Origin of the sequence: Noviherbaspirillum saxi (assembly GCF_003591035.1) — a bacterium.
Lineage (GTDB): Bacteria > Pseudomonadota > Gammaproteobacteria > Burkholderiales > Burkholderiaceae_D > Noviherbaspirillum > Noviherbaspirillum saxi.
In genome coordinates this window covers 1,598,250-1,616,282 of sequence record NZ_QYUO01000001.1, presented here as the reverse complement: position 1 = coordinate 1,616,282, position 18,033 = coordinate 1,598,250, and the positions used below count along the sequence as shown (strand labels likewise).

Below are 18,033 nucleotides of genomic sequence, written 5' to 3'. Positions count from 1 at the left end.
GCTCTAACCGCTAGCGGGCCAGATCTGGCGTGATTCAAAATGACACGAAGTGCCTGTACAGCATATGAAAAAACGGCGCCAAGTCAAACTCCCTGCGCCGCTTTCAGCTTCGGATAATGAACGAGATTACTCGTCGTTCTTGGTCTTCAGGACCTTGCGGCCACGATAGTAGCCGTTCGGGCTGATGTGGTGACGCAGATGCGTTTCACCGGTAGTCGGCTCTACAGCCAGCGGCGGAACGCTCAGGTGGTCGTGCGAACGGTGCATGCCACGCTTCGAAGGGGATTTCTTGTTCTGTTGAACGGCCATGATGACTCCTAAACCTTAAGATCTGAAATTTTAACATATTCCAGCCCGCCAATTTCTTGGCGACTGGGAAACTCTGCTGCACTTGTTCATCGGCGTGCATCATGGGCCGTTTGCCACCTACTGCTTCAAATTCTTTAGCACCGCGAACGGCGATACCTTTTCGGCATCCTTCGCCGGCTCCTGATCCTGAACCAGCTGATCCGGGCATGCATCATGTTTCGGCGACAGCGGAATGGTCAGCAGCGCATCGTCTTCAATCAGCTGCCTGATATCGAAGGCCCGGCTACCCACAATGACTTCCACGTCTTCATCTGCCAGCAACGCATCGATTTCATCGGCACTGCCTTCATCCGGCGCCAGTATCAAAACCGACTCCGAATCGACCGCATAGTCGAATGGCGTCAGGCAGCGTTGGCACATCAGCCTTACCGAGCCAGACACTATCAGACTCAATTGCGGATGCCCGTATTTGTTACTGCCGCCGCCCAGCACCCAGCGAACACTGCCTGCCTGGTCGACCGACTCTTCCGCGAGACGAGGAAGCTCAGCGACTTTTAGCTCACCTTCACGATGGTCCTTGACGCGACAGAACTCGAAGGCGTCGATCACAAAAGCATTCATAGATCAGGCCGAACCCGGAAAACCTGCGATAATAACAGGCTTTTCCCTTATTCGTCAAAGCGTTAGGACGCTTTTCTTTTCTTAAGCCACCATGCATACGCTGTGCAAGAGATGACAGTTCAATCAACCACTCCGCAGCTCATTTTGGCGTCAAGTTCGCGATATCGCCAGGAATTGCTTTCCCGATTACATCTACGCTTCGAAGCAGTGTCGCCCGATATCGATGAGGCTTCGCTGCCGCACGAACTTCCGGAGCAAACCGCGCTACGCCTGGCTCGTGAAAAAGCGGCGACAATCGCCCGACAGATGCCAGGTGCCCTCGTCATAGGCTCGGACCAGGTCGCAACGCTCGATGGCATGCAAATAGGAAAACCCGGCACGCATGAAAACGCTTTGCGGCAGTTGCAGCTGATGCGCGGACGCCAAGTCGTCTTTCACACCGCGCTTTGCCTATGGGACGGACGCAAGACGCAAAGCGGCGCCGCCCAATGCGAAAACATCCAGACTTACGTGACCTTTCGCGACCTGCCGGATCACGATCTCGATGCATATTTGCGTATCGAACAACCTTATGACTGCGCCGGCAGCGCCAAGAACGAAGGGCTTGGTATTGCCTTGATCGAAAAGATCGAAAGCACAGATCCGACCGCGCTGACCGGATTACCTCTTATCGCACTCTGCTCCATGCTTCGTCATGCCGGCGTGCCGTTTTTTACTTCCTGACTTATGCCCGGTATTCTCTATCTCGTCCCCAACATGCTCGGCACACATGACGGTTCAACAAACGACCCGCTTGCAGCTGTCATTCCAACAGAAGTAAAAGCCCTTACCGCAAGACTGGGCTATTTCATTGCGGAAAACCCGAAAACGACACGAGCCTATCTCAAGCTTGTCAGTCAAAGCGTACCCTTAGCACGCACCATACAGGAAATCCGTATCAGTGAACTAAACGTCAACACGAGCGCCGATGCCTTGCCGGCACTGCTAGAGCCACTGCTGGCCGGACAAGATGGCGGTCTTATTTCCGAGGCGGGTGTACCTGCTGTTGCTGATCCGGGTGCAAATCTTGTCAGGCTGGCGCATACCAAAGGAATTACCGTTCGACCGCTGGTCGGGCCGTCTTCATTGCTGCTTGCGGTGATGGCCAGTGGCTTGAACGGGCAAAGCTTTGCCTTCAACGGTTATCTGCCGACTGACGCCGCACAAAGGCTCAAGCGGATAAAGACATTGGAAGACCGTTCGCGCAGTGAGAAACAGACCCAACTGTTTATTGAGACGCCTTATCGCAACGGCGCATTGCTGGAAGCGATGGCGTCCGGGTGTAACCCTGCCACGCTGATTTGTATTGCCACCGACTTAAGCCTTGCCTCGGAAGCAATCAAGACTCAGCCAGCTGCAAAATGGAAGTCCGAATTGGCTGCCGGAAAGACGCCGGACTTTCATAAAAAACCGACAGTCTTCCTTTTCCTTGCAGCCTGAGGAATTTTTAAACTTCGAATTTTCCAAGCTGCAGATGCGCAAAACGGCGACATTGCGTCGCCGTTTTGCATGCCCATTGGGCAGTTCATGAGAAAGCCGAAGCTTCTCAAAGCCGCGTCCGAGACGTGGCACTTTACGCCCGGATCATGAGTTTTTCCTAGTTGCACATTCTTATGCTGAAAGGATCGAAACTGAAGCCGGACAAGTGCAGTATAAAGCGCATGCCGGCAGATTCAAGACATATTTGTGACAGTTTCGATCGGCGCTGCAAAGATTCTGGAACGGCATCGATGCAGAAGAAACTGTTAGCGCAGTGAAGGCCTTTCCACGCTGCTGCGCAGCGACGCCATGGCGGCTGTACCTACCGCGCCGCCAAATTTTTTCAGCAGTCTTTCCGACAATCCTTCGTGCTGGGTATAGTCCACGATATCCTGTGCTTTAAGCTCGTCGCGTGCGACGGAATCGACTGTTCCAAAGCCATCGGCGAGACCTATTTCCACGGCCTTCGAACCGCTCCAGAAGAGGCCGGAGAAAGTCTCGGGAGTTTCCTTCAAGCGCTTTCCCCGGCCTTGCCTGACCACATCGATGAATTGCTGATGCACTTCATTCAACATATCCTGAGCATAGCCGTTCTGCTTGGACGATTGCGGACTGAATGGATCCATGAAACCCTTGTTCTCGCCTGCCGTCATCAGTCGCCGTTCGACGCCGACCTTTCCCATCAATTCGGTAAATCCGAAGCCTTCCATCAAGACTCCGATAGATCCGACAATACTTGCCTTGTTGACGAAAATCTTGTCGGCTGCGGCAGCGATGTAATAGCCTCCCGATGCACAAATTTCATCCACTACCACGTAAAGCGGTTTTTTCGGAAACGCCTTGCGCAAGCGATAGATTTCATCATTGATGATGCCTGCTTGCACGGGGCTACCGCCAGGGCTGTTGATGCGCAGGACAATACCGACGGCGCTGTCATCCGAATAGGCTCGGTTAAGCGCGGGAATCACAGCGTCCGCAGCGCCCGGCGTACCGGATTCGATGGTGCCATCGATTTCGATCAGCGCAGTGTGCGGGCCGACGATCTCATCTTCCTTGTTCGTCATTCCAAATGCCATCCAGAGTCCGAAGGCAATGACAGCCAACGTCAGAAACCTGAAAAGCATGTTCCAGCGCCTGCGTGCTCGCTGTTCCGCCAAGGTGGCAAAAGCAAGCTTTTCAAGGACATCGCGTTCCCACCCTTCCCTGCGCGGCGGATTGGCGGGAGCGGATGCGGTATTTTGTTCGTAATTGTTTTCGTTCATCATGAATGACTTTAGAAGGTGAATCAGGCTCTCGCCGGCCTGATGTATTCGTCTGGTTCCCAGAATACCTGCCCGTCGCGCTCGAATACCGTGATCGGTCGCAAACGACCGCCCCGGCAAGGGCCACCCGCACAGCGTCCATCTTCCGGCGTATAGAGCGCGCCATGCGTGGAACACATCAGGTACAGGCCGCCGGATTCGAAGAAGTCCCCTTCATTCCAGTCAAGCTCGATAGGCACATGAGCGCAGCGATTGAGATATCCGCGTACCGTGCCATCGTAGCGCACAACGAAGCCGGTACTGTCGTCGCCGCCTGCAGTGACGGGAAAGCGCACGCCTTTGCCGCCCTCCGCCAGGCTGTTCGACTCGCACACGGGAATAGCAATATTACCCATGGATCATTTACGCATTTTCATTGAGCCAGGCGTGCAGCTCGGAAACCGAACTTGCAGCATAGATCGGATTCAGTTCCTGCAATTCAGGCGCAGCATGCGCGCCATAATGGACCGCAATCCCGGACGCGCCGGCGTTGACCGCCATCTGAAGGTCGTGCGTGGTGTCGCCGATCATGACGGTGCGAGACATGTCCTGCCCAAGTTCACGGGTCAGTTCCTGAAGCATCGCCGGATGCGGCTTGGAAAAGGTTTCGTCGGCACAACGCGTGGCATCGAATAGCGATAACAGATTGGCCGCGTCGAGCGCACGATTGAGTCCGACCCGGCTCTTGCCGGTAGCGACTGCAAGAAAATAACCCTGTTGCGACAGGTCGGCCAGCATTTCATGCACGCCGTCAAACAAAGTGAGTCCCTTGTCCTTGGTCAGATAATGAAACCGATACCGCTCGACCATGTGCGGATACTGCTTGGCATCGAGTCCGGGCAAAACTGTCTGCATGGCTTCGTGCAAGCCGAGACCGATCACATAAGCCGCTTGCTTGTTACCCGGCACGGGCAAGCCGAGATCTTTCGCCGCTGCCTGGATACATGTCACGATAGTGGCCGTACTATCCATCAGGGTGCCGTCCCAGTCAAACACGATCAGATCAAATTTCTTTCTTGTCATGATTTTTCGCAGCAATAGCCGCTAGATTCTATTTAGTGAGTTGGAGGCGCCCTCAGGCGTTTGAAATTTCAAGGCTTTTCAGAAACTCGTTGCAATCCGCCGCAAGCGGAGCGCGAAGAGTCACCGGATTACCGCTGTCCGGATGCCGAAAAGTAATCTGGTGCGCATGCAGGAACATGCGCTTGAGCGCAATACGAGCGCCATCGGCTTTTTGCAAAACCCGGTTCAAGCCGAAATCGCCGTACTTGTCATCTCCGACGATCGGAAAACCGCTGGACGCCAGATGGACACGAATCTGGTGAGTGCGTCCGGTTTTCAGTTCAGCTTCAAGCAGTGCATATTCGCCGAATCGCCTGATCAGATTAAACACGGTATGAGAAGGCAGCCCATCCGCCTGAACGCGCACACGTCGCTCTCCGTCCGGTGTGTTGTACTTGAACAAGGGCAGCTTGATATGTTGACGCGCATTCTGCCAGTCGCCATGGACCAATGCCAGATAACGCTTGTCTATTTCACCTTCGCGAATCTGCTCGTGCAGGTTAGTCAGGGCAGAACGTTTCTTGGCTAACAACAAAATACCGGAAGTTTCCCGATCAAGTCGATGTACCAGCTCAAGAAATTTGGCATCCGGCCTGGACGCGCGCAATTGCTCGATGACGCCATAACTGACACCGGATCCGCCGTGCACGGCGACGCCGGCCGGTTTGTCGATCACCAGAAGGTGGGTATCTTCAAGCAGGATACGGAATTCGGCTCCAGGCACCGTATTCACAGGCTTTTCCGCCATGCGGATCGGAGGAATGCGAACGACGTCGCCCTGCTTCAAACGATAAGTTTGATCGATACGCCCCTTGTTGACGCGTACCTCACCGGAGCGCAGAACACGATAAATATGGCTCTTCGGCACGCCTTTGCAGACGCGCAATAGAAAATTATCAATACGCTGGTCGGCTTCTTCGTCTGAAATAGTTAACAGTCGGACCTGAGCGGGAGCACGGGTGGACTGGTCAGGCGTCGAAGATTCAGTCCGTTCACCAGAAAATCTCGCTAAGTCCTTCATTTTGAATGATATACTTTGTTTCGCATCGGTTACAAAACCGGTGCAGGTGTAAGAATAAAAAGCACATTCTACACAGGGGCGTCTCCATCGGCCTCGCCGAGTTGCAAAATCGATGGAAAAGATGTGTATGCATCATCCTTGTGCGAATCAGGGTTGCACCGCTGTTGCAATCGGATACCGCGCATCGATGTTGGACAAGAATGCTTGAAATTTAAAGGATAAATCCGGCAAGCACGCCTGTAGGATGGCATTTGGTTGCGTATGTGGCGGGTCCAAGGTCGGAGGAGACACGCTGCCATGCAAGGCATGGCGGGAGTTACTTCAGAACTGGCCCGGAACGCAGTGCGAGTGCCGTCATTTAACGGGATGCTTGCTGGTCGATGCGGTTGCCCACTGTTTGCCGATTCTGATTGACCCATGATGTGTTTGGCTCAAATTAATTGCTTGCTGCCCGACGTTGCGCCCGATTCATTCGATAGGCGCTGCGGGGATGAAGCATGCTCCCGGCAAATTGTTCAACCGTATCCGCGCCCCGTTGCGGGTCCAGCGCTGTCGTATGTATATCGCGCCCCCGCACACTAAGGCAGTTCCCTCCCTCAAGCACTCCGTTCTCGCGTACATCCCGGTACCTCGCTGCATAGGCAAGCCTTGCCGCATGCAGCACTGAAAATGACCTCAGAGTCACGGAGCATAAAAAATGAAACGTATGTTGTTTAACGCCACGCAGCAGGAAGAATTGCGCGTGGCGATCGTCGATGGGCAAAAGCTCATCGATATCGATATCGAGACGACGGGGCGCGAGCAACGCAAATCGAATATCTACAAGGGCGTGATTACCCGCATCGAACCTTCCCTGGAAGCCTGCTTTGTCAATTACGGCGAAGAACGCCATGGTTTCCTTCCTTTCAAGGAAGTCGCCCGCAGCTACTTCAAGGAAGGCGTGGATGTACGCAATGCCTCCATCAAGGAAGCGCTGCGCGAAGGCCAGGAAATCATGGTCCAGGTCGAAAAGGAAGAGCGCGGCAACAAGGGCGCTGCCCTGACCTCGTTCATTTCGCTGGCCGGCCGCTACCTGGTCCTGATGCCGAACAATCCCCGTGGCGGTGGCGTTTCCCGCCGGGTGGAAGGCGAAGACCGCCAGGAATTGCGCGAAACCATGGACAAGCTGGACCTGCCTACCGGCATGTCCGTCATTGCCCGCACCGCAGGCATCGGCCGCAATGTCGAAGAACTGCAGTGGGACCTGAATTACCTGATGCAGCTGTGGCGGGCGATTGAAGGCGCCGGCCAGTCGGCACCGGGCGCATTCCTGATTTATCAGGAATCTTCATTGGTGATCCGGGCAATCCGCGACTATTTCCAGCCCGATATCGGCGAAATCCTGATCGATACCGACGACATCTACGAACAGGCCCAGCAGTTCATGAGCCACGTGATGCCGGACATGGTGCACCGGGTCAAGCGCTACCGCGACGACGTTCCCCTGTTCTCGCGTTTCCAGATCGAACATCAGATCGAAACCGCTTACTCCCGCACCGTTCCCCTGCCTTCCGGTGGCGCCATCGTCATCGACCACACCGAAGCCCTGGTTTCCATCGACGTCAACTCGGCACGCGCCACGCGCGGCAGTGACATCGAAACCACCGCCCTCCATACCAATCTTGAAGCCGCCGACGAAGTTGCGCGCCAGCTGCGCCTGCGCGATCTGGGCGGCTTGATTGTGATCGACTTCATCGACATGGAGAATGCGAAAAACCAGCGCGAGGTCGAGACCCGTCTCAAGGATGCACTGCGCTACGACCGCGCTCGCGTTCAGATGGGCAAGATTTCCCGTTTCGGCCTGATGGAGCTTTCCCGCCAGCGCCTGCGCCCGTCCCTGTCCGAAGGCAGCCACGTTACCTGCCCGCGCTGCAATGGCACAGGTCACATCCGCGATACCGAATCCTCCGCATTGCAAGTCCTGCGTATCATCCAGGAAGAATCAATGAAGGAAAATTCCGCCGCGATCCATGTACAGGCACCGGTCGATGTGGCCGCTTTCCTGCTGAATGAAAAGCGCGGCGAAATCCTGAAGATCGAAACCCGCCACCGGGTCACGGTCGTCCTGATTCCAAACAAGCATCTCGAAACTCCGCATTACAAGCTGGAACGCATCAAGCACGACGATCCGCGCCTGGAAGAAGCTCAGGCCAGCTACGACATGGCCGAAGAAGCCGATACCGACATCAGTTACGGCAAGCGCCAGAAGGAAGAAGTCCGTCCGCGTCAGGAAGCCGTGGTCAAGGGCATCACGCCCGACCAGCCGGCCCCGATCGTCGAACGCAAGCCGATCGAACCAGTTCAGGCACCTGCCCCGGTGATGCCGCCGGCCGAGGAAGGTTTCTTCAGCCGCATGTTCGGGTTCTTCCGTAAAAAAACGGTGGTCCCGGTCGCCGTACCGGCCCCTGTAGTCGAGGAAAAGCCCCAGCAAAGCCGTGAGCGAAATGAACGGAACGGCCGTAGCCGCAACCGTGGCCGCGGACGCGGACGCGACCGCAACGAGGAACGTGAAGAGCAGGCAACAAAGCCCGTCGCTCCGGTCGCGGGCGATGCCCAGCCGGCGCAGCGCGAACCGCGCCCGCCACGCCAACCGCGTGAACAGCGCGAACCACGGGAGCCGAAGGAGCCACGTGAGCCGAAAGAGCCACGTGAGCCACGCGAGGCCCGCGAAGGCGAAGGCAAGCGTGAACGCGGCGAGCGTCAGCAAAAACAGCGCGAAGAACGCAAGGAAGCAACGACCGAAGAACAGCTCAATGTCGCGGCGCAAGCTGTACCTTCAGTGGCATCGGCGCTTCCGCTGGCATCCGCCGAACTTGCATCGGCCGATGTCGATACATTTGCCGGTCCTGAAGGCGAAGACGGTGCCGGAGAACAAGGCGAAGAACGCCGCCGCCGCCGCCGCCGCGGTGGCCGCAATCGCAACCGTCGTGATCGCGAAGGTAGCGAACTGGGCGCGGCGACTGAAGGCGAAAATATCGAAACGTCATCAACTATTGACGTGGTACCGGTATCGCCAGCAGCGGCACAGCCAGTTCAGCTGGAAATCAGTGAAGTGGCCGAGGCGAGGCCGGAAGTCCCGGCAACGACCATGTTCGTTACTCCACAGATCCAGGAAGAATCGGCTCCCCCGGCTCCAGTGGTTGTCCAGTCGCCAGCTCCTGAGTACAGCGAGGCGGCTGTACCGGAATCAACGACGGTAGCGACGGACAATACCGTCTCCGCTCAAAGCACGCCGTCGGTCAACGCAATCGATACGCCGGCTGCGACAGCCGATACAGCGATTGCGCCTGTCGTACCGGAGCCGATCGCGTCGGTCGCACCGACCATGCCTACACCGGTTCAGACGCCAGCGCCGGCACCGGTCCCCGTTGCCGCTATGCAGTTCGACCAGTTGCATGAAGTATTGGCCCAGGCCGGTCTGACACAGGCAGTGACCGATCCGGACAAGCTTCGGGCAGCACAGGAAGCGGCCGCAGCAATCGTTCCGGCACCGCGCACACCGCGTGAGCGCAAGCCATTGCCTCCTTTGCCGACAGAGCCGCTGGTTCAGGTAGAAACACGTCGTTGATCGACTTGCTCCCGCATATCGCCGGAGCAAGGCTTTCCAAGAAAAAAGGGAGCGTTGCTCCCTTTTTTCTTGGTCACAACATTAAAAAAGATAGTTGCCTAGGCAGGTGCCGGCGTATGCATAAGCATATCCATACGTCATTTGCCAAAGATATTTCCGAGAATTCAGCCTCGGACACCCCGGAGCACCTGACGAACCGATTCGCTGACAACATAACGACATGACTCAAGCCGGCCTCGATAAACCCTCATCCGTTTCCCTCAACGAAGCGTTCTGGTATTGGCTCAAGCTGGGTTTCATCAGCTTTGGCGGCCCAGCCGGACAAATCGCGATCATGCATACCGACCTGGTCGAGAAAAAACGCTGGATCTCCGAACAGCGATTCCTGCATGCACTGAACTATTGCATGCTGCTTCCCGGGCCGGAAGCGACTCAGCTGGCGATCTATATCGGGTGGCTGTTGCACCGTACCTGGGGTGGCGTAATGGCCGGTGTTCTGTTCATCCTCCCTTCTCTGATCTTGCTCGGCGTACTGTCCTGGATCTATCTCGCTTTTGGCGACTTGCCGGTGATTGCCGGCATTCTTTACGGCATAAAACCGGCAGTCGTCGCGATTGTACTGGCGGCGGCATGGCGGATCGGGTCACGGTCGCTCAAAAACGGTTTGCTGATCGCCATTGCGGTTGCTGCCTTTCTGGCAATTGCTGTCTTTCATCTGCCTTTTCCGGCGATTGTCTTATGTGCGGCCGTCATCGGCTTTGCGGGCGGACGCTGGAGTCCGGACCGGTTTCGTGCCGGCGGCGGCCATGCAGCGTCCGCGCCATCGTCCTATGGACCGGCACTGATCGACGATGCCACACCTACACCGGCGCATGCCCGCTTTTCATGGATGAAGCTAGGCCTCGTGTCAGCCTTTGGCCTGGCGCTCGGTGCGCTGGCTTGGGGCGTGCTCGCCGCACGTCATGGCAGCCACGGCGTATTGCCTCAAATGGGATGGTTTTTCACCAAAGCGGCCATGCTGACGTTTGGTGGCGCCTATGCCGTGCTGCCCTATGTCTATCAGGGAGCGGTATCGACCTTTCAATGGGTGACGCCGGCCCAGATGATTGATGGCCTGGCGCTGGGAGAAACCACGCCGGGACCGCTGATCATGATCGCCGCCTTCGTCGGTTTTGTCGGTGGCTGGACCAAGGAAGTGTTTGGCCCGGACGGCATCTTGCTCGGCGCAGTCGCAGGGGCCTGCGTCGCCAGTTTCTTCACCTTTCTGCCCTCTTTCATTTTCATTCTCGCCGGAGGTCCGCTGGTGGAGGCGACGCGCGACAATATCAGGCTGACCGCGCCGCTGACGGCGATATCGGCGGCAGTGGTCGGCGTCATCGTCAGTCTGGCGGTATTTTTCGGCGAGCATGTATTCCGGTTGGACCAGCCGCTGCAGGCCTGGGACTTTTCGGCAATGGCAATCGCCTTGGCCGCCGGCGTGGCCCTTTTTCGTTACAAGACAGGCACGATCAAACTTATTGGTGCCTGTGCGCTGGCCGGCCTCGTGGTATCTTATCTGCACTAGCCTCAACGTCGAGAGCCGCCAGCATGGCAGAACGCATCATTCCATTAGCCGACCACCGCCTTCTCAATACAGCGCCGGCCATTCCATCACCGCTTGAAGCGCCAACCGGGTTGCTGTCGGATACGCTTGCGCGTCCGCTGCAGGATCTTCGCATTTCAGTCACCGACCGCTGCAATTTCCGCTGCGTGTATTGCATGCCGAAAGAGGTATTCGACAAGGACTATGCCTTCCTGCCCCATTCAGCCCTGCTGTCGTTTGAAGAGATCACGCGCATTGCTAAGCTCTTTGTCGCGCATGGCGTGCGCAAGATCCGCCTGACCGGCGGCGAGCCGTTGCTGCGCAAGAATCTGGAAAAGCTGATTGCAATGCTCAGCGAGCTGAAGACGCCGGATGGCGCGCCGCTCGACCTGACGCTGACGACCAACGCCTCGCTGCTGGCCCGCAAGGCGCAGGCGCTGAAGGACGCGGGATTGCAACGCGTCACCGTGTCGCTCGACGCCCTTGACGAAGCAACGTTCCGCCGCATGAACGATGTCGACTTCGCGGTTGCCGAGGTCCTGCACGGCATAGAAACCGCGCACAAGGTGGGACTCGGACCGATCAAGATCAACATGGTGGTCAAAGGCGGCATGAACGATCAGGAAATCCTTCCCATGGCGCGGCATTTCAAAGGCTCGCCATTCATCCTGCGCTTTATCGAGTATATGGACGTCGGCGCCAGCAATGGCTGGAAGATGGATGAAGTCGTGCCATCGGCCGAGGTGGTGCGGCGCATCAGCGCGGAAATGCCGCTGGAAGAAATTGAGCCCAACTACACCGGCGAAACGGCCGAGCGCTGGCAGTACAAGGATGGCGGCGGCGAGATCGGCGTGATATCGAGCGTCACGCATGCGTTTTGCCACGATTGCACCCGCGCCCGTCTTTCTACCGAAGGAAAGCTCTATACATGCCTGTTCGCTACCAGCGGCCACGACCTGCGCGCCCTGCTACGCACCGGCCGTAACGACGAAGAAATATCGACCGCCGTCGCCCATTTGTGGCGTGCCCGTTCGGACCGCTATTCCGAGTTGCGCACAGCCAATACGAAGGGGCTGACGGCCGTACGTAAAGTCGAAATGTCCTATATCGGCGGCTGAGCCGTTACGACGCTATTCTCTGGACAACTGCGAGAACGCCTCTTCACGGCTGGCGTAAAGCGAGGATTCGGCATCATGCCGCCGGAATGCACTGCCGAAATAACTCCGCATGAAGGCACTGCTGGTATAGCGCGTGACGCGACTGTAGAAATGCTCAGTCAAGTCTTGCACCATATCGATATAAGCATCGAGCAGTTCCGGCGTAATCGAAAAATTGTCGTAATTGATGACTGCCGGCACTTTCCTGCCTAGCGGGGCGAGCAAGTCTTTCACCTGTTCGCGGATCGCCTCGATGTCGGCGACATTACGCACTTCGAATCCCTCGAAATTGACAAAGAAGAGATTGCGCTTCTGGTTGTATTCCAGGCGCTGCGCAAGCGGCAGATAGAGGATGTCATTGCGCAGCCCCATCGGCATAGCGCGGAAAATCCGCGCATCCATCAGTTTAAGGTCGGGACTGACCACCGGCCGGAACTTCATATGGGCCAGCACGTCGCGCTCCAGGTCGATCCCGGGAGCGATCTCGATGACTTCAAGTCCGGCGTGCACCAGCCTGAACACGCAGCGTTCGGTGATGTACAGAACCGATTGCCCGCGCTGCATCGCGTAGTCGCCGCTGAAGGTGCGATGTTCCACTTCATCCACAAACTTCTGCGCTGCCCCCTCGTGCCGGATACTCAGTTGTCCATCCGCGATTGCGATATCGAGTCCGCCGGCGGTAAAGGTACCGACGAAAACGACTTTCTTGGCATTCTGGCTGATATTGATGAAGCCGCCGGCTCCGGCCAGACGCGGGCCAAACTTGCTGACGTTCAGGTTGCCGTGACGGTCGGCTTGCGCCAGGCCCAGAAACGCCACGTCCAGCCCTCCGCCATCATAGAAATCGAACTGGTAAGGCTGGTCGATGATCGCCTCGGCATTGGTTGCCGCACCAAAATTGAGCCCGCCTGCGGGAATGCCGCCGATCACGCCAGGCTCGGCCGTCAGCGTCACCAGGTCCAGCACCTTTTCTTCGGCCGCAACACTGGCGACCCCTTCCGGCATCCCGATCCCGAGATTGACCACATTATTCGGCTTGATTTCCAAGAGCGCCCGGCGCGCAATGATCTTGCGCTCGCTCATGTCCATAGGCTGTATCGACGACATCGGCACGCGCAGTTCGCCGGCGAAAGCCGCGCTATAAGGCTCGACGAAAGTCTGCATCTGGTATTCCGGCTTCTCGGCGACCACCACGCAGTCGACCAGGATGCCGGGAATCTTCACCTGCCGCGGATTGAGCGAGCCGCTCTCGGCGATGCGTTCGACCTGCACGATGACGATGCCGCCGGAGTTGTGCGCGGCCATGGCAATTGCCAGCGCTTCCAGGGTCAACGCCTCCTTTTCCATCGTGACGTTACCGTCGGGATCAGCCGTTGTTCCGCGAATGATGCCGACATTGATCGGCATCGCTTTGTAGAACAGGTATTCCTTTCCGCCTACGGTCATCAGCTCGACCAGTTCTTCGCTCGTCGATTCATTGATCTTGCCGCCGCCATGACGCGGATCGACGAAGGTTCCCAGGCCAACGGAGGAAAGCAGGCCGGGCTTGCCGGCCGCAATATCGCGGAACAGATGGCTAATGACGCCTTGCGGAAGGTTGTAGGCTTCGATCTTGTTGGCGATCGCCAGCTGCTGCAGCTTGGGCACCAATCCCCAATGGCCTCCGATGACCCGCTTGAGCAAGCCTTCATGCCCCAGATGGTTCAGGCCGCGATCCTTTCCATCGCCCTGCCCGGCGGCGTAGACCAGGGTCAGGTTGGAAGGAGTGCCTTTGCCGAGCAACTCTTCCTCGCTTTCCAGGAAGCGCTTTTCCAGCGCCACGGCGATGTTTTCCGCAAATCCGATACCAACGAAGCCTCCGGTTGCTATGGTATCGCCGTCGTGGATCAGTCGCACCGCTTCGGCGGCGCTGACAATCTTGTGTCGGTTGGATGGCCGGGAACCTCCCGACATCGGGTCGGAGATGCGATGAACCATGAGTCTTCCTTTGTGGCGGACTGCAAGAGCGTTTTCAGCCTGACTGTATCGGACGAGGCCGAGGCGATTAGCCTGCGGAACAAGGCGCGGCGACGCGACATGGCCACGCCATGGCAAGGATGCCTCGGCGGCCCCCTGCAACGCCGTACCGTAGGCTAATCGGCCGGGATCGACGGTACGGTCAGGCTGAGAACGCTCTATAGATATGCGGAGGATTATGCCGCAATCAGGCGCTTTTTCAGCCCGGAACGACTACGATAGCAATCAAGACGGTTGACAGCATCGGACGATTATGCTTTTGACAACTTCAGCCGACGCGGATCACATCGATGGCACTGCCATCGTTCCTTCAGATGGTTTCGGAACCGCCAGCACCTTATCGATTCGCTTGCCGTCGAGGTCCATGATTTCGAATGTCCACTCTTCCCACTCGCAGCGGTCGGCGGTCTGCGGTATGCGACCCAGCAGCAGCATCATCATGCCGCTCAAGGTGTTATAACGCCCCCGTTCTTCTTCCGGTACACCTTTCAGACTGAGCCTGTCCTTGAGTTCCGGCACGGGAATTAGTCCATCGAGCAGCCAGGACCCATCTTCGCGCTGGACGGCCCAGGCATCTTCGGCGCGATGCGTCTTGAACTCGCCGGTAATGGCTTCCATCACGTCCTGCAAGGTCACGATGCCTTGCACTTCGCCATATTCATCGACAATGAACGCAAGCTGCACGCCGGAGTTCTTGAAGTTTTCCAGCAATTCCATCCCAGTCAGCGATTCGGGTACGAAGACAGCAGGTTGCAGGCTGGTCATCAGGCTGGGCTGTTCGCCGCGCAGGGTTTGCGCGAGCAGCTGGCGGGCATTAGCCACACCCAGGACTTCATTCCAGCCGCCGCGTACCACCGGATAACGGGAGTGATCGCTACGTTCGAAACGCTTCAGGTTTTCTTCCAGCGGCTCGTTCACGTCGAAATACACGATATCGCTGCGCGGTACCATGAGTGAGGCAATCTGCCTGTCGTCGAGACGGAATACGTTGCGCACCATCTGATGTTCATGATGTTCGATCACACCGGCGCTGGAGCCTTCCGCCAGCATCAGATTGATCTCTTCCTGGGTCACGCTGGGTTCGCTGCTTTCACGTACGCCGACGAAACGCAGCACCAGCTGCGTCGAGCCGGAAAGCAGCTTGACGAAAGGTTTGGTGATTGCCGCAAGCCACAGCATCGGACGCGCTACCAGGCGCGCGATCGGTTCCGGGCTCATCTGTCCCAGGCGCTTGGGCACCAGTTCGCCCAGCACGATGGAAAAGTAGGTAATGCTGACCACCACCAGTCCCGTGGCCAGATATCCCGAGAGCGGCGCTTCCACCCCCATTCTGCTTAACCAAATGCTGAAAGGTTGCGCGAGGGTTGCCTCGCCAACGATACCGTTCAACACGCCGATCGAGGTAATCCCGATCTGTACCGTGGACAGGAAACGATTCGGATCGTCACCCAGACGGATTGCCGCAGCGGCAGAAGTATCGCCCGCTTCGGCGAGGCGTTGCAGTCTGGTCCTTCTTGCCGTCACCAGCGCAATTTCGGACATCGCAAAGATGCCGTTGATAAGGATGAGCCCAAATAAGAGTGCAATTTCCATGGATGCGGTAGATGAAACACAAGAGTGAGGGTGCAAGGCGCCGTGGGCGAAATCGCGCATTGCAAAGAACTTATCACAAAATACAGATTGTTCCGCAATCTTGCTGTTTAGCGCTGCCTTCGCGAAAGCGCTCCTCTGCCAGGCTTTGGATATCTATTCTTCCGCCAAGTCGTGTGCCGTTGTGCCGAGCAGTATATGCGCGGCGTCGGAAGGCAGCGCTTCGACGGATTTGAGCTTGCGCGACATCTGGCGGGTCCGGGTTTCTGCCTGCTCGATGTTTTTGGCGGCTCGCTCCAGCGTTGTCTTGGTCGCTGCCAGCACATCGCCGAACTTGCCGAATTCGGTCTTGACCGCGCCCAGTACCTGCCACACTTCGGACGACCGTTTTTCCAGCGCCAGCGTCCTGAATCCCATCTGCAGGCTGTTCAGCAAAGCCGACAGCGTGGATGGCCCGGCAATCGTGATCCGGCACACACGCTGCAACTCATCGGCCAGACCGGGACGGCGCATCACTTCGGCATACAGACCTTCGGTCGGCAGGAAAAGAATCGCAAAATCCGTCGTCAGCGGCGGCGACAGGTATTTCTCGGCAATGGTTTTTGCCTCGACCCGGATCGTGCGCTCCAGTTCGCGCCCGGCGATGGCCACGCCTTCGGCATCGGCATGCTCGGCTGCTTCGGCCAGGCGTTCGTACTGCTCCTTGGGAAATTTGGCATCGATCGGCATCCATACCGGATGCGCCGCGTCTTGCTGCCCTGGAAGGCGAATCGCAAACTCCACCCGCTCTCCTGTGCCGGGGATGGTTTCCACGTTCTTTCCATACTGGTCAGGAGTGAGCACCTGTTCCAGCAGCATTTCAAGCTGCACTTCACCCCAGGTGCCGCGCGTCTTTACATTGGTCAGCACGCGTTTCAGGTCGCCGACGCCAATGGCAAGCTGCTGCATTTCGCCCAGGCCCTGATGCACTTTTTCGAGCCGGTCCGACACGATCTTGAACGAGTCGCCGAGCCGTTGTTCCAGCGTGGCGTGCAATTTCTCGTCCACTGTCCTGCGCATTTCTTCAAGGCGCGCGCCGTTGTCCGTTTGCAGCTCGCGCATTTTGGCTTCTAGAGTTGCACGCACCTCGGCCATGCGCTGCGCATTCGATTCGGTCAGTTGAGCCAGGCCTTGATTGAACGTATCGCCAAAGCGCTTGAGCGACAGGGCTTGTTCTTCACGCGCGGCATGTGCCTGCACCGTGATTGCATGACGCATGGCTTCCAGCTGTTGTGCATTGGCTTCGTTGAGTTTGGCCAACTGCTGCGCAAAACTGTCGATCTGGTTGTTCTGCAAGCGTGCGACATTTGTCAAATGCGCCAGCAAGCCCTGCTGGAACTGGGTGAAATTGCCGCTCAATTCCTGACGTGCAGCCTGCGCACTGCCCTGCACCTCGTTGCGCAGTTCGCGCTCGATGCGCTCCGCCGTCTGCTGCTGGTGGCGCTGCAATTCGGACTGCATCTTCTCCAGTTGCAAAGCCCCATTGTTGCCTCGTGCGCGAAACAGGATTGCCAGTTGCAGCACCAGGATGGCTGACATGGCGACGAGCAGGATCAATTCGGTCAAGGTCATGGATATATTCCCCGGCAATTAAGGGGCAATGGAGCCTGCGGACAATCATACGGGCCGCGGCGCGGCCCAACAGTAGCAAAGGGAATCAACAAACAGGCAAATGAAAACAGGTCAGCCCGCCTTGTTGCGCATCCAGTCGGCGGTTTGATAGAAGGAATGCATCAACCTCTCCTGCATCGTCGCTTCCATACCAACATCCTGCATCGCCCAGGCCATGCAACGCAGCCATTGGTCGCGCTCGGATGAAGCAATCGCATACGGAAGATGACGGGCGCGCAGACGCGGATGGCCGAAACGCTCGATGTACATATCTGGTCCGCCGGTCCATCCGCACAGAAACCAGTACAGCTTGTCGCGCGATCCGTCCAGCGGGGTCGGATGCAATCCGCGGATCAGCGCGAATTCCGGTTCCAACTCCATCAAGTCGTAAAAACGATCCACCAGTTCACGGATTTTTTCGGCTCCGCCGATCAACTCGAATGCGGATGGCTGTTGCTTTTCTTCAGTAGTCATGGAGCAAATGATAGCGCATCAGGATGTCTGTCAGGAATTGAAATCGCATTGCCCGGGCCGTCTCGACGACGGTTTTTATGTCGAAAAACAGACGCTTCCCCACGGAAATTTTGCTTATTTTTTAA

General features: G+C 57.2%; 16 protein-coding genes. 6 read left to right on the top strand and 10 right to left on the bottom strand.

Translation table 11 applies throughout. The features are described from left to right. Nucleotides 1-126: 126 nt before the first annotated feature. Entirely contained in the window at nucleotides 127-309 is a 183-nt protein-coding gene (rpmF, locus tag D3871_RS07595; RefSeq protein WP_057293158.1) for a 50S ribosomal protein L32, read from the bottom strand. 117 nt (nucleotides 310-426) lie between these two features. After that, nucleotides 427-930 carry a YceD family protein gene (locus D3871_RS07590; RefSeq protein WP_119768340.1) on the bottom strand — a complete coding sequence of 168 codons (504 nt, stop codon included), beginning with the start codon at nucleotides 928-930 and terminating at the stop codon, nucleotides 427-429. Between the two features lie 111 nt (nucleotides 931-1,041). Between D3871_RS07590 and D3871_RS07585 the strand changes: the two genes are divergently transcribed. Both D3871_RS07585 and D3871_RS07580 read left to right on the top strand, forming a co-directional pair. Beyond that, entirely contained in the window at nucleotides 1,042-1,653 is a 612-nt protein-coding gene (locus D3871_RS07585) for a Maf-like protein (protein ID WP_119768339.1), read from the top strand. Nucleotides 1,654-1,656: 3 nt separating this feature from the next. Then, on the top strand, nucleotides 1,657-2,409 hold the full coding sequence (locus tag D3871_RS07580; protein WP_119768338.1) for an SAM-dependent methyltransferase: 753 nt from the start codon (nucleotides 1,657-1,659) through the stop codon (nucleotides 2,407-2,409). A gap of 305 nt (nucleotides 2,410-2,714) precedes the next feature. On the opposite strand, the gene D3871_RS07575 is transcribed toward D3871_RS07580, so the two are convergent. From D3871_RS07575 to D3871_RS07560, 4 genes are read right to left on the bottom strand one after another with little or no spacing between them, the layout of a single operon-like run. Further along, entirely contained in the window at nucleotides 2,715-3,713 is a 999-nt protein-coding gene (locus D3871_RS07575) for a S49 family peptidase (protein ID WP_119768337.1), read from the bottom strand. Between the two features lie 20 nt (nucleotides 3,714-3,733). Next, entirely contained in the window at nucleotides 3,734-4,105 is a 372-nt protein-coding gene (locus D3871_RS07570) for a Rieske (2Fe-2S) protein (RefSeq protein WP_119768336.1), read from the bottom strand. 7 nt (nucleotides 4,106-4,112) lie between these two features. Beyond that, the gene (locus D3871_RS07565) at nucleotides 4,113-4,772 is read right to left on the bottom strand and encodes an HAD-IIIA family hydrolase (protein WP_119768335.1); all 660 of its coding nucleotides are present in this window, start codon (nucleotides 4,770-4,772) and stop codon (nucleotides 4,113-4,115) included. Nucleotides 4,773-4,824: 52 nt separating this feature from the next. Continuing rightward, entirely contained in the window at nucleotides 4,825-5,832 is a 1,008-nt protein-coding gene (locus D3871_RS07560) for an RluA family pseudouridine synthase (protein ID WP_119768334.1), read from the bottom strand. Nucleotides 5,833-6,529: 697 nt separating this feature from the next. Here D3871_RS07560 and D3871_RS07555 point away from each other — a divergent pair. From D3871_RS07555 to moaA, 3 genes are all read left to right on the top strand, one after another. Continuing rightward, nucleotides 6,530-9,439, top strand: coding sequence for an Rne/Rng family ribonuclease (locus D3871_RS07555; protein WP_119768333.1), 2,910 nt, complete (start codon nucleotides 6,530-6,532; stop codon nucleotides 9,437-9,439). Between the two features lie 220 nt (nucleotides 9,440-9,659). After that, nucleotides 9,660-11,003, top strand: a complete 1,344-nt coding sequence (gene chrA, locus D3871_RS07550) for a chromate efflux transporter (RefSeq protein WP_119768332.1) — start codon at nucleotides 9,660-9,662, stop codon at nucleotides 11,001-11,003. Nucleotides 11,004-11,026: 23 nt separating this feature from the next. Next, nucleotides 11,027-12,139, top strand: a complete 1,113-nt coding sequence (moaA, locus tag D3871_RS07545; protein ID WP_119768331.1) for a GTP 3',8-cyclase MoaA — start codon at nucleotides 11,027-11,029, stop codon at nucleotides 12,137-12,139. A gap of 12 nt (nucleotides 12,140-12,151) precedes the next feature. On the opposite strand, the gene D3871_RS07540 is transcribed toward moaA, so the two are convergent. After that, nucleotides 12,152-14,155 carry an acyl CoA:acetate/3-ketoacid CoA transferase gene (locus D3871_RS07540; protein ID WP_119768330.1) on the bottom strand — a complete coding sequence of 668 codons (2,004 nt, stop codon included), beginning with the start codon at nucleotides 14,153-14,155 and terminating at the stop codon, nucleotides 12,152-12,154. Between D3871_RS07540 and D3871_RS30170 the strand changes: the two genes are divergently transcribed. After that, on the top strand, nucleotides 14,147-14,314 hold the full coding sequence (locus D3871_RS30170; protein WP_158597884.1) for a hypothetical protein: 168 nt from the start codon (nucleotides 14,147-14,149) through the stop codon (nucleotides 14,312-14,314). The two genes, D3871_RS07540 and D3871_RS30170, sit on opposite strands and share 9 nt — an antisense overlap. Nucleotides 14,315-14,476: 162 nt before the next feature. Here the strand turns inward: D3871_RS30170 and D3871_RS07535 are convergent, their stop codons facing one another. The 3 genes from D3871_RS07535 to D3871_RS07525 all read right to left on the bottom strand — a co-directional run bounded on the left by D3871_RS07535 (nucleotide 14,477) and on the right by D3871_RS07525 (nucleotide 17,908). Next, nucleotides 14,477-15,787: a hemolysin family protein gene (locus tag D3871_RS07535; RefSeq protein WP_119768329.1), complete on the bottom strand. Its 1,311-nt coding sequence runs from the start codon at nucleotides 15,785-15,787 to the stop codon at nucleotides 14,477-14,479. A 153-nt stretch (nucleotides 15,788-15,940) separates the two neighbouring features. Next, the gene (locus tag D3871_RS07530) at nucleotides 15,941-17,395 is read right to left on the bottom strand and encodes a DNA recombination protein RmuC (protein ID WP_119768328.1); all 1,455 of its coding nucleotides are present in this window, start codon (nucleotides 17,393-17,395) and stop codon (nucleotides 15,941-15,943) included. 111 nt (nucleotides 17,396-17,506) lie between these two features. Next, on the bottom strand, nucleotides 17,507-17,908 hold the full coding sequence (locus D3871_RS07525; protein ID WP_119768327.1) for a group II truncated hemoglobin: 402 nt from the start codon (nucleotides 17,906-17,908) through the stop codon (nucleotides 17,507-17,509). Nucleotides 17,909-18,033: the final 125 nt, after the last annotated feature.

What these genes read in the sequence shown, in the direction of transcription:
- D3871_RS07555 (WP_119768333.1), top strand. Translation starts at nt 6,530, where the DNA reads ATGAAACGTATGTTGTTTAACGCCACGCAGCAGGAAGAATTGCGCGTG.
- rpmF (WP_057293158.1), bottom strand. Translation starts at nt 309, where the DNA reads ATGGCCGTTCAACAGAACAAGAAATCCCCTTCGAAGCGTGGCATGCAC.
- D3871_RS07565 (WP_119768335.1), bottom strand. Translation starts at nt 4,772, where the DNA reads ATGACAAGAAAGAAATTTGATCTGATCGTGTTTGACTGGGACGGCACC.
- D3871_RS07580 (WP_119768338.1), top strand. Translation starts at nt 1,657, where the DNA reads ATGCCCGGTATTCTCTATCTCGTCCCCAACATGCTCGGCACACATGAC.
- D3871_RS07575 (WP_119768337.1), bottom strand. Translation starts at nt 3,713, where the DNA reads ATGATGAACGAAAACAATTACGAACAAAATACCGCATCCGCTCCCGCC.
- D3871_RS07530 (WP_119768328.1), bottom strand. Translation starts at nt 17,395, where the DNA reads ATGACCTTGACCGAATTGATCCTGCTCGTCGCCATGTCAGCCATCCTG.
- D3871_RS07570 (WP_119768336.1), bottom strand. Translation starts at nt 4,105, where the DNA reads ATGGGTAATATTGCTATTCCCGTGTGCGAGTCGAACAGCCTGGCGGAG.
- D3871_RS07535 (WP_119768329.1), bottom strand. Translation starts at nt 15,787, where the DNA reads ATGGAAATTGCACTCTTATTTGGGCTCATCCTTATCAACGGCATCTTT.
- D3871_RS07590 (WP_119768340.1), bottom strand. Translation starts at nt 930, where the DNA reads ATGAATGCTTTTGTGATCGACGCCTTCGAGTTCTGTCGCGTCAAGGAC.
- D3871_RS07585 (WP_119768339.1), top strand. Translation starts at nt 1,042, where the DNA reads ATGACAGTTCAATCAACCACTCCGCAGCTCATTTTGGCGTCAAGTTCG.
- D3871_RS07525 (WP_119768327.1), bottom strand. Translation starts at nt 17,908, where the DNA reads ATGACTACTGAAGAAAAGCAACAGCCATCCGCATTCGAGTTGATCGGC.
- D3871_RS07540 (WP_119768330.1), bottom strand. Translation starts at nt 14,155, where the DNA reads ATGGTTCATCGCATCTCCGACCCGATGTCGGGAGGTTCCCGGCCATCC.
- D3871_RS07560 (WP_119768334.1), bottom strand. Translation starts at nt 5,832, where the DNA reads ATGAAGGACTTAGCGAGATTTTCTGGTGAACGGACTGAATCTTCGACG.
- D3871_RS30170 (WP_158597884.1), top strand. Translation starts at nt 14,147, where the DNA reads ATGAACCATGAGTCTTCCTTTGTGGCGGACTGCAAGAGCGTTTTCAGC.
- moaA (WP_119768331.1), top strand. Translation starts at nt 11,027, where the DNA reads ATGGCAGAACGCATCATTCCATTAGCCGACCACCGCCTTCTCAATACA.
- chrA (WP_119768332.1), top strand. Translation starts at nt 9,660, where the DNA reads ATGACTCAAGCCGGCCTCGATAAACCCTCATCCGTTTCCCTCAACGAA.